This window comes from Anabaena sp. WA102 (genome assembly GCF_001277295.1).
Lineage (GTDB): Bacteria > Cyanobacteriota > Cyanobacteriia > Cyanobacteriales > Nostocaceae > Dolichospermum > Dolichospermum heterosporum.
This window is the reverse complement of sequence record NZ_CP011456.1, coordinates 2,114,123-2,128,309: the sequence shown is the minus strand read 5'-3', so window position 1 is coordinate 2,128,309 and position 14,187 is coordinate 2,114,123. Positions and strand designations below refer to the sequence as shown.

Genomic DNA, 14,187 nt, shown 5'->3' with positions numbered 1-14,187 from the left:
GTTTTATAGTTTATCAAAGGGCGATCGCTACCTGATTATACTCAAAACGGCTAGAAGCTGGACTTTTTTATCATACAAAGAACAAGTTCAAAGCCTCTCCAGTATTAAATATTATTCCTTTTCCCTCTCCTCTTAGGAGAGGGTTAGGGAGAGGTGCAAAGGAGAGGTTTACCAGAGGGGGTTTCATATTTGGTTAAACTATGAACCGTTTTCAGTATAAGTGACATAATCAATGGGATCTTCTAAACCCAATTCGGCAAAGGCTGCTAACCGCAATTGACAGGAATCACAGACACCGCAGGCTGAATCACCACCGGCATAGCAGGACCATGTGAGATCCCAAGGTACTCCTAATTGATTACCTAGTTGGATGATTTCTGTCTTTTTCAAATTAATTAATGGGGCGATAATTTTAATAGCTTCTCCCTCGCGTCCTTGTTTTGTCCCCAACTGGAAAACTTGCTGCATAGCTTCGATATAGTCAGGACGACAATCTGGGTAGCCGGAATAATCTAGGGCATTAACGCCAATATATACTCTTTGGGCGGCGATCGCTTCGGCATAGCCCAAAGCAAAACTTAAAAAGATGGTATTACGGGCAGGAACATAGGTAACAGGAATATTATCTGCCATTTCGTCGAGGGATAGCGAAGCGCTCCGCAGGAATCGCCCTTCAGGTAAATCAATCTTGTTGTCTGTTAGTGCTGAACCACCCCATTGTCGTAAATCAAAATTGACCACCTGATGTTGAACTACTCCAGCCGCTTCAGCGACCATATAAGCAGAATGCAACTCTTTGCTATGACGCTGTTGATAATTAAAAGAAATAGCGTAACATTCACAGCCATCAGCCTTTGCTTGGTAAAGAACAGTAGAAGAATCTAAACCACCAGATAACAAAATTACAGCTTTCATATTCAGAAGAGGAAATGGGAGATCAAGAAATAGCAGGAGGAGAGGGAAATTTTCACAATTACCAATTCCTTCATAAATTGCATCCAAAAGATGGGAAAATTAACAAAATACAACCAACAAAAATTAAATATGGACAAAAAGACTCTCAGGAATGAGAACATTAATTGTATAAATCGCCTAAAACATTATACTCTGAGTATTAACTATGTAATGACTTGTAATTTTACTTATAGAAAGGGTGATTAATTTACCTCTATAAAGACCAAGTATGTATTGAATTTAGTTAATTTCCTAAATACATACCTGATAATTCCTGTCAAGAGTTACAAAAATTACAGAGTTAAAGAAAAAACACATAATTTTTCTAATAGATGAATAAAAACAGGATAATTAACAACTGTTAACGGAAAAGATCACCAGATGGCGGGAACTGAACCCAAACTTTGAAATTCTTCATAAAGATAATCACTATGTTACCATCTGGATGGTTTAAGACAAATCAGACCTGGCGTTTAAGTATAAAAGCCAACGACCTTAGCGTCTCTAAATTTGGTGGTTGAGGAGAGAACAATAGTGCAAGATAGCATATCAGTGTCAGAGCCAAATCTTTATTCACAGCGCAGCCAGCCGCACCATATTCGCATAGGCGTAATTGGGGTTGGTAACATGGGACAACATCATACCCGCGTACTGAGTTCCATGAAAGATGTGGAATTAGTCGGCGTTTCTGATATTAATGTCGAACGTGGTCTAGAAACTGCCAGCAAACACAAAGTCCGGTTTTTTGAAGATTACTGCGACTTACTACCCCATGTAGATGCCATCTGTGTTGCTGTGCCTACAAGGTTACACTATGCAGTGGGTATAAACTGTTTGTTAGCAGGAATCCATGTTTTAATTGAAAAACCGATAGCAGCTAGTATTTCCGAGGCAGAATCCCTAGTTAATGCTGCTGCTGAATCCCAGTGTATTTTGCAAGTTGGTCACATAGAACGATTCAATCCCGCCTTTAGGGAACTTAGTCAAGTCCTCAAAACCGAGGAAGTTTTGGCTTTGGAATCTCACCGTATGAGTCCTTATTCGGCGCGGGCGAATGATGTTTCCGTAGTGCTGGATTTAATGATCCATGACATTGATTTACTGCTAGAATTAGCCGCCTCACCAGTGGTGAAACTGACTGCTAGTGGGACTCGTTCTTTAGACTCAGGTTATTTAGATTATGTAACGGCTACCTTGGGTTTTGCTAATGGGATTGTTGCCACTCTCACAGCCAGCAAAGTTACCCACCGGAAAATTCGCCGTTTAGTTGCCCATTGTAAAAATTCATTTACAGAAGCAGATTTTCTCAATAATGAGATTTTGGTACATCGGCAAACCCCTGTTAATCCTCTGATTGACCATCAAAAAGTCTTATATAGACAAGATGGTTTAATTGAAAAGGTTTATACCACGAATGTTCAGCCTCTCAGTGCAGAGTTAGAGCATTTTGTCAACTGTGTTCGCGGTGGCAATCAGCCTTCTGTCGGTGGTGAACAAGCTCTCAAAGCTTTACGCCTGGCTAGTCTAATTGAGCAAATGGCTTTAGAAGAGAGAGTTTGGAACCCATTAGAGTGGTCTTCGGAATCCAGAGTCCAATCTTTGACATCAACCATTTAGCAAAATTTAGCTAAAACTGGTAGTGGGAGAAATTTAATGATTTTTCTCCCGCCAATATGACGGGTTAGGAGTAGGGGCAACCCCCTGTGGCTGCCCTGTGCTTATTCTGTGCTTGGATGTCAAGAGGGGGAAGAAAAAAGAAAAGCTTGACTTGACATTTCCCAAGACTGACATCAGAAATACTAAATCATAAAAAATTGACGATCGCCTGTTATGAATTTTGACGTATTTCTAGTTACACTTAACCCAACCTAAAATTTTTTGTAGCTCACCTTTTTGTAAGATGAGCATGATAACTTTTTACAGAGGAGATTTCATGACAGATCAACCGCCCGTAGCTAATCCCATGAACGCTGCTGCTATTCCTATGAACCGGACTACAGCAGCAGCATCAGCAGCCACACCAATGAATTCTGGAAATTCCGGCAAGCCAACCAATATTACGGGTAAAACTATTCTGAGTGTGGATTTAGGTAGAACCTCCACAAAGACTTGTGTGAGCCGTGAAACCGCTAATGTGGCTTTCATTCCTGCTAATGTGAAGCAAACATCAATTGAGCAGATCCGTGGTGGTGTGTTTGAAGCTAAGGCTACTGACCCACTAATGGATTTGTGGTTGGAGTATCAAGGTAGTGGCTATGCTGTAGGGCAATTAGCAGCCGATTTTGGGGCTAATCTTGGCGTTGGCCAATCTAAGGTAGAAGATGCGCTGGTCAAAGTTTTATCATCTGCTGGTTACTTTAAGCTCAGAGATGAAATTTATGTTGTCCTGGGACTGCCTTTTTTATCTTTGGAGCAATTTGAAAGAGAAAAGGAACAGTTAACTAGCTTGGTAACTGGACCTCATGTAGTAAATTTCCGAGGTGAATCCATAACTTTGCATATTGCCAAAGTCTGGGTAATGCCAGAAGGATATGGTAGTTTGCTGTGGTCAGAAACTCAACCGAATAAAGCAACAGCAGTTCCCGATTTTACGAAAATATCTGTGGGGATTGTGGATATTGGTCATCAAACCATTGATATGATCATGGTGGATAATTTCCGCTTTGCTAGGGCTGCTTCTAAGAGTGAAGACTTTGGGATGAGTAAGTTTTATGAACTGGTAGCTAAGGAAATAGATGGTGCTGTTGATAGTCAATCATTGGCACTGATTTCTGCGGTTAATAAGCCTAAAGGCGATCGCTTTTACCGTCCCAAAGGTGCTAGTAAGCCCAGCAATTTAGATGATTTTCTGCCTAACTTAACAGAACAGTTTTCACGGGAAATTTGCTCTCGTGTGTTAGCGTGGTTGCCAGAGCGGGTAACTGATGTGATTATTACAGGTGGTGGTGGAGAGTTTTTCTGGGAAGATGTCCAACGTCTACTCAAGGAAGCTAAAATCAATGCTTACTTAGCTGCACCTTCTCGGCAAGCTAATGCTTTGGGGCAGTATATTTATGGAGAAGCGCAATTATCTGCTGCTGTTCGCGCTAGGTCATAAAACTGATGTTCCAATGGTCAAAAAAGGTAGTTAAATCCGTTACGTTCAATCCAGAAATTGCTGATGAGAGTTTGTTAGCGCAGGTGGAAAACTCCTTAGAGACACAGCCAGATAAAACTTTCAGTGACCTGTGTAAGGAGGCTCTCTGGAAATTTTTGTGTGTCCCAGAAACTGTACAAGCAGTTGCTAAGACAGCAAATATAACTACGGTTGAACAAAAAATCGGTGAGATGCAAAATCAAATAGCTGGTTTTGAGGAACGTTTTTTGGCGAGGGAGTCTCATCGTTTGGAGGCGATAGAAAGTCAAATGTTGCAACTTACTCAACAAGTGGCAAATTTGGCAATTATCCTGAATCAACAACCACTTACTTATATTCCTCCTGATAGCGTTAGCGTGGCGCAAGCCATACCTGAACCTGAACCTCAAGAAATAGACCCCGTAATTAATCGGATTGGTCAGTTTCTTGATGATTTCTAAGCAATAACTAGGTTTTTCCTGGTTTTGACTTTGAGAAAAACTCTTAACTAAACTATCCTCAGTCCCACCAAATAATGCTGAAATGGCTTATAGGTGGGATATTTTGTGTAAAAATTAAAAGCATTTTCGTATTAACAAGATTAGAATCAGCCTGTTCTAATTTCTATTGGCATTAGTAGCACCTAGAGCGATTATTGTTTCTTTTTGAGCTTGGTTAAGACCTGTGGCATGGTTGATGTTCATACCTTCGTATAATCTGTGAATTTTCAGAGTTTTTCGACATTCACCTCTTTGTAAATCCCAAATTTTAATTGTTTCATCTTCGCTACTACTAGCTAAAACTGGATCTTGAGGACTGAAAGAAAGTGATTCTACACCTTGAGTATGTTCTGTGAAACTGACGGTATTTCTGAGTGTGAAATCCCATAATCTAATAGTTTGGTCGTCACTACTACTTGCTAATAGTTTATCATCAGGACTATAGGCGATCGCTCTCACAGCACGAGAATGTCCCTCAAACTCCTGTAAAAATTGACCCGTATTCACATCCCAAAGCTTCACCATGCCGTCATCACTGCCACTTGCTAGAGTTTTACCATCATGACTAAAAGCTAAGGCTTGTACACGCAAAGAATGTCCTATACAAATATGGTGGCATTGTTTACTGTCAATATCCCATAACCTGACTTGATAATCATCATCACCAGTAGCCAAAATCTTACCATTAGGACTCAATGCCATAGACCAGATCCAACTACTTAAAGGTTGCCATGTTTTTAGACATTCTCCACTATTAGCATCCCATATTTTCACCGTTCTATCATCACTACTACTGAACAAAATTTCACCATCAGGACTGAAAGTTACCCACCATATCCAATCTTTATGTCCAATTAGGGTTTTGAGACATTTTCCCCTAGCAATATCCCATAACCTAATAGTTTGATCATTACTTCCACTGGCTAACTTTTGACCATCTGGACTAAAACTAACAGTCCGTACCCAACTGCTATGTCCTCTTAAAGTTGTCAAACATTCCCCTGTGTGAATATCCCATAACCTCACTGTTTTATCATTGCTTCCACTGGCTAATTTTTGACCATCTGGACTAAAACTAACAGCACGTACCCAACTTGTATATCCCCGTAAAGTTCTCAGACATTTTCCAGTATTTGTATCCCACAGTTTTAAAGTTTGTGTATCACAACCACTTACTAATATGGTTTCATCAGGACTAAATGCCACACAACGAACTCGATGATGATTGTCGTGTAAATTTGCTAATAAATCCCCGGTAGCAGTATTCCAAATTTTCACGGTTTCATCACCACTACCACTAGCCAATTTATTACCACTAGGACTAAAAGTAACAGACCAAATTCTCCCACTATGCCCTTTTAAAATATGCAAACATTTTCCATTATTAATATCCCATATTCTAATTGTCTGGTCATCACTACTACTAGCCAATATTATATTCAAGTCTTAACAAAGAAAACAGAAAAGCTGTAAGGATGGCTTTAACTTTTCTCGGTGTAAACCCAAATATATTCGGTTAACTAACCCAAGAATAATATATAACACCATAAATTTTAACGTAAATCAATTTGGAGTAAGTATGTCATACATTCAACGAATTGCAACATTAGAAGACACAAGTGCGCTCGTTCCCCCATGGAAAACCTTTGCGGAAGCGCGATCGCTTGCTGACCAATCAATGCCAATCATACCCGATTTTGACTATGAGCGGTATGTGGCTTATCAATTAGGAAAACCCCTATCTTTCTGTTTTGTTTTGGAATACGAAGAAGAGTTAGTCGGGTTTATCTCAATGTATCTCTATGATGAAGCACCTCCACCGAATTTACCCTCTGATTTAGAGGTATTAGAAAATCCTTTTAAACCCCGTCGCGTTGGTGCAGTGTTGGGGTTATAAGTAGGTGAACACAATAAAACCAAACTGTGTAAAGAAACGTAAAATCGCCCAAAACCTCTTTACTCTTGCCTTTTGCCTCTTGCCTCTTGCCCTGCCATAACGACAATTTTCAACGCCAACCTACTTATGTTCAGGAACTTCATCGCAAACTGGAAACAATCAAACTATTAATTGATGTGGCAACTAAGAAAGCAGAGTCCTTCAAAATTACTGACATTGATGTATTAGGCTCTTGCGTCTCTTTTATGGTGATTGAGGATTGATGATAACAAAACCCTTACGGGACAAGGGTTATAAACAATTATTTCCATATTTTCAATGAAATGCCTACACAATAGGGCTTTCAATGATTTTGAACCAGGTTTTCCATAAAAATAACCGAAGAACCTCAACAACTCAGCCAACCATATCTAAAGTTTTTGAATTTTCCATAAATAGCTAGATAGCCAATTTGTCACCATATGAGCAACTATTGGTAATAACAAGTTGCCACTTAATAGGGTGCTACAACCTAAAATAATACCAACAATGGTTGCCCAAATTACATAAGGCCATTGTTCGGGACCGCTAAGGTGTAGGACTCCAAAACAAAGACTGGATAGGATCACAGCGGTATAATCTGCGCCTAAAGCGGGTAGCATTACACCTCGAAATAATAATTCTTCACTTAAACCAGGAAGTAGTCCTAACCAAATTAAGTCTGGTAAAACTAACGGTTTAAGAACCATTTCTAGATAATAATCGGCACTTCTGCGGTAGGAAGGGGAAAGACGATAAGCTAAACCACTTAATATGGTAATAATTACACCTAAACTAATTCCTAATAATAAATCTTGTTCTTGCCAGTGCCACTTAAAAAGCGCGATATTACCCCAGCGTAACCATAATTTAGCAACTATCCAGAGAATAATTGCGGTTACACCCATTGCTACTAAGACTTGGGTGCGTGTTAAATAGGGTATTTCTGGTTCTTGGTTTTGTTGTTCAATCACAGGATTTTAAAAAATAATTGGTAATTGGTGATTGTTAATTGTTAATGAGGAAGGATTGATACCTGCTTTATGAGCGACTAATACACCTACTGCTTCTAAATATGAGTTTACCTGCAAGGTGGGAATTCTTAACATGGATGCAGGAACTTGCATCAAAGTTTTATTTTCTGCAACTGTAATTATTTGACATTGTTTCTGGCTTAAACTCAATAAAGCACTACTTCCACAAGCTGTAGCAGGAATGATTAAAGCATCAACTTGATTTGCCCAGATGTCAGTGGATAAAGAATTGTGATTTTCTGTATTAATGATAAATTGCGGGGCGTTACTCAACCCAACTAAAACGCAAGGTAAGAATGTGTAGCCCAATTCTTCCGCTGCTGCAGGGGGGGATAAATTTGCGTCTGGTGGGGTGCTGGCAAGGGCAGGAGCATGGGCGCAGGGAATTTTAAAGGTACGAACTAATAAATGGCTAATGACGGCTTCTACACCGGCTATAGGATCTACTCCTTGACCTTGATGATAGTTTTTAATTGCGGTTTCGTCCATATCGTCGGGGAAACGGGCAACAACAGCGATCGCTTCGGCTTTTTCTTCTATAATTAATTTTTCAGCAGCCCGTAATAAACTATCAGGATTACCGATTGTTCCCCAACTAGCACCTGATGGAGAAGTTCGTAATTCTACGTTTAGCGGTGCATCAGTAATAACATGATTTGTAATATTTAATCCTAGAGTGGCTCTAGCTGCATCGGCTACCTGCAAGTGTCGCAGCATTAATTCCGGTTCGATACCCTGGTCTAAAAGCAAACCGACTCTATTACTGCGAACCGGACGTAAACCCCATTCTCCAGCCGCAAATTTATCTAAACCATATCCTTCGACGTAGAAGCCATTGGGAATATTCCAGTATAGACTTGCCCCGTTCATAACATTGGGGTGAGTAATCAAGCGATCGCATACCTGTGATATAACTCTAGCTACTGGTAACGCATCACCAGCATAACCGCCAATCGCCGCCCCAATGCCGGTAGGTATAATTAAAATTACTGTGTATGGTTTTTGGATGGGTATCACAGGTTTTTTTTCGCGCAAAGAGGCAAAGATACAAAGAAGAAATTTAAGCGGTAACTACGGCTTCTACTGTTACGGTTTGTGCTTCTTCATTAACAGCGGTAATAGCCCAACGCAGGGGTTCACCTTGTTTCTCCAATTCTACTGTAATCGCTTTTTCTAATTCTGTGGGAGTTTGTTGCAATTCGATTTCAGCGGAAATAAAGTGAGTTGTCATAATCCTAAATCCTTTGCCTTGATGATTTTGAGAATACAGAAACTTTTTGGTGATTGGTGATTATTATCCACCTTTCCCAAATTGCGCTTTATAAACAATCTCTTCTTTTTCTGTTTCGATTTTTAAATCAGAAAGAGGTTTAGCAACACAAAGCAGCGCATAGCCTTGTTTTTGCAAATCTAGACTTACACCCATACCATCTTCTTGATTTACAGTTCCTTCTGTAATCAAAGCCGCACAAGTTGTACAAACACCAGCACCGCAAGAAGTTGGTAAGTCTAAACCATTAGCTGAGGCAGCGTCAAGAATATTTTCATCTTCAGAAACTTGCAGGGTATGTTTTGTACCTTGGTGGTTAATTTCTACGGTGTAAATTTTGGACATATATAGCAGCAGTGTTTGACAACAGACAAATATTCTATTCTACTTGTTGACATTATTAGGACATTCTACCATATTTATTCTTAAATTTGACTTAATCCTCAAGGCTTTTGGCTGTTGTTGAATTTGGTTCGTTTATATTTATGGGGATAAATCAAACTGTGCTGTCATTAACCATCTGCAAGATGTCAGTTATAGCAGGAGTCAGAAGAAAAACCCTCTGGTAGCAAGAGTTTGACCTGGCATTAGTTATTTTCACAACTTTGATTTAAGTAGGTTGACGTTGAAAATTGTCGTTATAGCAAGGCAAGAGGCAAGAGGCAATAGTAAAGAAGTTTTCAGCGATTTTACGTTTCTTTACACAGTTTGGTTTTATTGTGTTCACCTACTTAATCATATTACAAAATTCTATGAAGGTTTGAAAGGTAGGTAAATGCTCAGTTTCATTTTGAACCCTGGCTATTAATTGTTCTAAATATTCTTCTTTCATGACTTCATTAGTAATTTTATAATGTTTAAGATTGTTGATCTTAAACAATTCTTTTAAATAATCCTTATGAAATTGAGCATGAGTATTAAAATCCAGTTTACCCATAATTTCTGGACAGTTAATTGAAACATCATAATAATTTGTATAATCTAACAATGGGCTATTTTCTGCTTGTAAAGGATAAATTCCTTTATTTCCCAAGCACCAAGTGTCAAAGCAGCGATTTTGAACAATGATATGAAAGTGGATATTTACTAAATCAATGTTATTAGACTTTAAACATTTATAAATTTCTTGTTTTTTATAATCAATAGTAACTTCTTCCGCATCTAAACAAATAACAAGATAATTATATTTACTATACTCTTGAATATTTGCAATAGCATCAGGTAGATGTCTATCAATTATTCCCGGTTGACCTTTTGCATTGAAAAGATAATAGTTATGATGATCAACTTGATGGGGTAGTCCAATTCGTGTTAATTCTGGTAGAAGATACTTAAGCCAAGCTTTATAAACTTTTTCTTCAGTATCTCCCTCCACAAGAAAATAGATATTCATTATGCTGATATTCCTTCATTATAAGCTGTTACGCATTTACTTTTTTTGCCCGAAAGCCTTACGGCAAGGACTCTAGGCTACTAAATATCAGATTTAGCTGCGTAACAGCTTATTCATCGAGATTAATCAATTGCATAAATGCTTCGTGTCTGGATTTACCTAGTCCAAAATCTTTTGCATCTTTAGCAGTTACTACACCACCTTTGCGAGTAACTATTTTCCAATGTTCCATTCCAACTTTATTGATAATATAAGGATGGTGACTGGTAATTATAAATTGTAAATTCCTACTTTCAGATAGTAAATCACTTAGAATATCAATACAATTCACTCCTAAACTATTTTCAAATTCATCAATCAAAATCACAGATCCTTCAGCAGTCAAATAACATTCACTGATTTGTATTAAGGTTTTATACATACCAGATGATATATATTTTTCACTAATCCAATTATTTACGCCTTTTTCTTTTATTTTAATTGTGAGAGGAGCTTTTTCTTGAATAGAATTTAAAAGAGTGTCCTCTTCATTTTCATCTTCATCTTGTTCTATTTTGATATCTTCTACTTGCTCAAATATATTTATAAATCTCTCTTTAATTGCTTGAAATATTGGATTTTTTTCAAAATAAGCAATTACTAATTTAATCTGAACTGGCAAGTTAGATTGATAATATCTTTTGTCAACAACCATCCTTTGATCTAAAGAACTATCCTTAAATATTTTATCTATAACAATATTATATATAAGACCGTTATAGAAAGAAGCATCTGACCATTGAACAGTGGAAATTATGCTCTCGAATCCATGCTTGACAGCTGCTATATCTGCTTCTCCATTTAATGTTTCCACTACACTTTGAACTGGTGAAGGCTTGATTGGTAATATATTGTTCTTGAACTTTATTTCGATTTCATTTCTATCTATTATTAATTCTCCATTTTTAGATAAAGATTCATTCTTTATCTTGAAATTACTATTTTTAGAGAAATTATTTTCTTCATTTTCCAATATTAAATTGTTTGAGATATTGCACTCAAACTCACCACTCCAATGATATTCATTGTTTTTATAAGTAAAATGTATATCCCATTCAACTCCGTTGAGTGATTTACCCTCAGATATTTTTTGCAAATCAAGTATTGCTTGTAAAATTCTAGTTTTACCAACGCCAGAAACACCAACTAGAAGATTAAAATCAGAAAACTCGATTGGCTCAATTCGCCATTGTCTTTTATGGTCATAATAACTTAGTTGATTAATTTTCATGTTTTTACATCTAAATGATATTTTCAAAAATAAACCTGACACAGTGTATTTTAACTTAATCCTTTTAGCTTAAATAAAAATTTATAACCATAAATTTAGTAATTATAAATAGTTGGTAAATTTTCTTACCCATTACTACAGTTCAACCCTCAATAAACCTTATATCTGCTACAACTAAACAATAACTCTCTCGTTGCTACTTCTGTAACTGAGAGAGCAAAAACTGAAATCGCCCCTAAATATACGCTAAAATACTGAATGTAACTAGCTTTTTAAACTTTTAATTTTTAATTCTTAATTGGTTATGACCATGCACAATTCCGCTGAATTCCGAGACGCTTATGATGTGATTGTCGTCGGTGCAGGTCACGCCGGTTGCGAAGCAGCGCTTGCTACTGCCCGCCTCGGTTGTCGGACTCTGCTATTGACCCTAAATTTAGATAAAATCGCTTGGCAACCCTGTAACCCCGCAGTGGGTGGTCCTGCTAAGTCCCAATTAACCCATGAAATAGATGCTTTGGGTGGGGAAATTGGCAAAATGGCAGACCGGACATACCTACAAAAACGCATCCTCAACTCTTCACGGGGTCCAGCGGTATGGGCATTACGGGCGCAAACTGATAAGCGGGAATATGCAGCGATAATGAAGGGAATTGTCGAAAATCAGGAGAATTTGACAATTCGGGAAGGCATGGTGACGGATTTAATCTTAAATGATAGTAATGAAGTTATTGGTTTAGAAACATATTTTGGCGTATCTTTTCACTGCAAAGCGGTAATTCTCACCACCGGCACATTTCTAGGTGGTAAAATTTGGGTGGGGAATAAATCAATGCCCGCAGGACGCGCGGGAGAGTTTGCAGCGGAAGGATTAACACAAACTTTGAATCGTTTGGGATTTGAAACCGGCAGACTGAAAACTGGGACACCAGCACGGGTTGATAAGCGTTCCGTTGATTACAGTCAAATGGAAATTCAACCGGGAGACGAAGCTGTGCGGTGGTTTAGTTTTGACCCCGAAGTGTGGGTAGAACGTGAACAAATGCCTTGTCACATGACCCGGACAACCCAAGAAACTCATCGGTTAATTCGGGAAAATTTGCATTTGTCGCCGGTGTATGGTGGTTGGGTGGAAGCAAAAGGACCCCGCTATTGTCCGAGTATTGAAGATAAGATTGTCCGTTTTGCCGATAAGGAAAGTCACCAAATCTTTATCGAACCGGAAGGAAGAGATATTCCTGAATTGTATATCCAAGGCTTTTCCACTGGTTTACCCGAAACTTTGCAAATTTTGATGTTGCGGAGTTTGACTGGTTTGGAAAATTGTGTGATGTTGCGTCCGGCTTATGCTGTAGAGTATGATTATTTGCCCACAACTCAGTGTTTTCCCACCTTAATGACAAAAAAAATCCCAGGGTTATTTTGTGCCGGACAGGTCAACGGGACGACTGGTTATGAAGAAGCTGCTGCCCAAGGAATAGTAGCGGGAATCAATGCAGCGCGGTTTGTCCGGGGTAAGGAAATGATTATTTTTCCCCGTGAACAAAGTTATATTGGCACTCTAATTGATGACCTGTGTACGAAGGATTTACGCGAACCTTATCGGATGCTCACCAGTCGGTCAGAGTATCGGTTATTACTGCGTTCTGATAATGCTGATATCCGCATGACACCTTTGGGACGGGAAATAGGTTTAATTGATGACCGACGTTGGGATTTGTATAGTCAAAAACAAGAACAAATTACAGGGGAGAAAAAACGCCTTCATGTTACTAGAATAAAAGAGAATGAGGCAGTGGGGCAAGCGATCGCTCACGATACCCAAGAAGCAATTAGAGGTTCTATTACCCTGGCTGATTTACTGCGTCGTTCAGGTATTCATTATCTTGATTTAGAACGCCACGGACTTCATAACCCTGCCCTCAAACAAGCCGAAAAAGAAGGAGCAGAAATTGACATCAAATATGCCGGTTATTTAGCCAGACAGCAAAACCAAATTGACCAAGTTGCCCGTCAAGCAAATCGCCAACTATCTAGTGATTTGGACTACTCAACCATTGAGACTTTATCTAAAGAATCCCGAGAAAAACTCAACAAAGTTAAACCCCTCACCATTGGACAAGCAGCAAGAATTGGCGGAGTTAACCCAGCCGATATCAACGCTCTTTTGATATATTTAGAACTAGCTAAAAACAAGACGGTAATAGGTAATAGGTAATTGGGAAACAAATTCTCCCTCTTGCCTGAATGGGTAATAGGTAATAGGGAGGAGATAAATATAGAACGTGATTTACCATGACATACTAGACATATCTGGACATCATGTGGTATGGTAGGACGAGTAACAAACTTAGGCTGGCGATGACAGTAAATTATGTACCTCCAAGAGTCGCTGCTACCAGATTGGGAGTCAGCACCAAAACACTTGAAAGGTGGCTTGAAGACGGGAAAATCGAAGGCATCTTTACCCAAGGTGGACAAAGAGTGCGATTCGTTGTTAGTTGAATCACGGTAAACAGTCCGTACATAAACTAACCAACCCAATCCAATCATGGAAAAGGTTGAACTCTCGGTCTGATATGGGTGAAAGTCCCATCTGCCAGACTCAGGTATGACTCCCTACCTGCCCACACTGACTAGACTCGGTTTCTAGAGGGTGAAGCTGGGAACAGGGCGCAATCAGACATCCGTTGTGGGGTGACACTGGTGCTAACGGGGAGTTCCTACGGTGAAACA

General features: G+C 38.9%; 15 protein-coding genes. 7 read left to right on the top strand and 8 right to left on the bottom strand.

Annotated features, from left to right (window positions below; translation table 11 throughout):
- Nucleotides 1-198 precede the first annotated feature (198 nt).
- Nucleotides 199-915 carry a 7-cyano-7-deazaguanine synthase QueC gene (queC, locus tag AA650_RS09430; RefSeq protein ID WP_053538817.1) on the bottom strand — a complete coding sequence of 239 codons (717 nt, stop codon included), beginning with the start codon at nucleotides 913-915 and terminating at the stop codon, nucleotides 199-201.
- A 14-nt stretch (nucleotides 916-929) separates the two neighbouring features.
- Here queC and AA650_RS27775 point away from each other — a divergent pair, with 14 nt between their 5' ends.
- The 4 genes from AA650_RS27775 (at nucleotide 930) to AA650_RS09415 (ending at nucleotide 4,530) form a co-directional block, all read left to right on the top strand.
- The gene (locus AA650_RS27775) at nucleotides 930-1,070 is read left to right on the top strand and encodes a hypothetical protein (protein ID WP_168636164.1); all 141 of its coding nucleotides are present in this window, start codon (nucleotides 930-932) and stop codon (nucleotides 1,068-1,070) included.
- Nucleotides 1,071-1,488: 418 nt separating this feature from the next.
- On the top strand, nucleotides 1,489-2,571 hold the full coding sequence (locus AA650_RS09425) for a Gfo/Idh/MocA family protein (protein WP_053538816.1): 1,083 nt from the start codon (nucleotides 1,489-1,491) through the stop codon (nucleotides 2,569-2,571).
- Nucleotides 2,572-2,887: 316 nt separating this feature from the next.
- A complete protein-coding gene (locus AA650_RS09420; RefSeq protein ID WP_053538815.1) occupies nucleotides 2,888-4,051 on the top strand; it encodes a ParM/StbA family protein in 1,164 nt (387 codons plus the stop codon).
- Between the two features lie 5 nt (nucleotides 4,052-4,056).
- Entirely contained in the window at nucleotides 4,057-4,530 is a 474-nt protein-coding gene (locus tag AA650_RS09415) for a hypothetical protein (RefSeq protein WP_053538814.1), read from the top strand.
- 156 nt (nucleotides 4,531-4,686) lie between these two features.
- Here AA650_RS09415 and AA650_RS09410 read toward each other — a convergent pair whose 3' ends face one another.
- Nucleotides 4,687-6,012 carry a WD40 repeat domain-containing protein gene (locus AA650_RS09410; protein ID WP_081424194.1) on the bottom strand — a complete coding sequence of 442 codons (1,326 nt, stop codon included), beginning with the start codon at nucleotides 6,010-6,012 and terminating at the stop codon, nucleotides 4,687-4,689.
- A 136-nt stretch (nucleotides 6,013-6,148) separates the two neighbouring features.
- Here AA650_RS09410 and AA650_RS09405 point away from each other — a divergent pair, with 136 nt between their 5' ends.
- Nucleotides 6,149-6,466 carry a hypothetical protein gene (locus tag AA650_RS09405; protein WP_053538812.1) on the top strand — a complete coding sequence of 106 codons (318 nt, stop codon included), beginning with the start codon at nucleotides 6,149-6,151 and terminating at the stop codon, nucleotides 6,464-6,466.
- A gap of 410 nt (nucleotides 6,467-6,876) precedes the next feature.
- Here AA650_RS09405 and AA650_RS09400 read toward each other — a convergent pair whose 3' ends face one another.
- The 6 genes from AA650_RS09400 to AA650_RS09380 form a co-directional block, all read right to left on the bottom strand.
- Nucleotides 6,877-7,458 (bottom strand): CPBP family intramembrane glutamic endopeptidase, encoded by a 582-nt coding sequence (locus AA650_RS09400; protein ID WP_053538811.1) that lies wholly within the window; start codon nucleotides 7,456-7,458, stop codon nucleotides 6,877-6,879.
- Nucleotides 7,459-7,464: 6 nt separating this feature from the next.
- The gene (locus tag AA650_RS09395; protein ID WP_053541236.1) at nucleotides 7,465-8,526 is read right to left on the bottom strand and encodes a DUF3326 domain-containing protein; all 1,062 of its coding nucleotides are present in this window, start codon (nucleotides 8,524-8,526) and stop codon (nucleotides 7,465-7,467) included.
- 52 nt (nucleotides 8,527-8,578) lie between these two features.
- Complete coding sequence (locus AA650_RS27770) at nucleotides 8,579-8,749, bottom strand: hypothetical protein (protein WP_168467300.1); 171 nt, start codon at nucleotides 8,747-8,749, stop codon at nucleotides 8,579-8,581.
- Nucleotides 8,750-8,812: 63 nt separating this feature from the next.
- Nucleotides 8,813-9,133, bottom strand: a complete 321-nt coding sequence (locus AA650_RS09390) for a 2Fe-2S iron-sulfur cluster-binding protein (protein WP_053538810.1) — start codon at nucleotides 9,131-9,133, stop codon at nucleotides 8,813-8,815.
- Between the two features lie 382 nt (nucleotides 9,134-9,515).
- Complete coding sequence (locus AA650_RS09385) at nucleotides 9,516-10,181, bottom strand: hypothetical protein (protein ID WP_053538809.1); 666 nt, start codon at nucleotides 10,179-10,181, stop codon at nucleotides 9,516-9,518.
- 109 nt (nucleotides 10,182-10,290) lie between these two features.
- Nucleotides 10,291-11,451: an AAA family ATPase gene (locus AA650_RS09380; protein ID WP_053538808.1), complete on the bottom strand. Its 1,161-nt coding sequence runs from the start codon at nucleotides 11,449-11,451 to the stop codon at nucleotides 10,291-10,293.
- 304 nt (nucleotides 11,452-11,755) lie between these two features.
- Here AA650_RS09380 and mnmG point away from each other — a divergent pair, with 304 nt between their 5' ends.
- Together mnmG and AA650_RS09370 are read left to right on the top strand one after the other, a co-directional pair.
- The gene (gene mnmG, locus AA650_RS09375; protein WP_053538807.1) at nucleotides 11,756-13,669 is read left to right on the top strand and encodes a tRNA uridine-5-carboxymethylaminomethyl(34) synthesis enzyme MnmG; all 1,914 of its coding nucleotides are present in this window, start codon (nucleotides 11,756-11,758) and stop codon (nucleotides 13,667-13,669) included.
- A gap of 143 nt (nucleotides 13,670-13,812) precedes the next feature.
- The gene (locus AA650_RS09370; protein WP_233455482.1) at nucleotides 13,813-13,956 is read left to right on the top strand and encodes an excisionase family DNA-binding protein; all 144 of its coding nucleotides are present in this window, start codon (nucleotides 13,813-13,815) and stop codon (nucleotides 13,954-13,956) included.
- Nucleotides 13,957-14,187 lie beyond the last annotated feature (231 nt).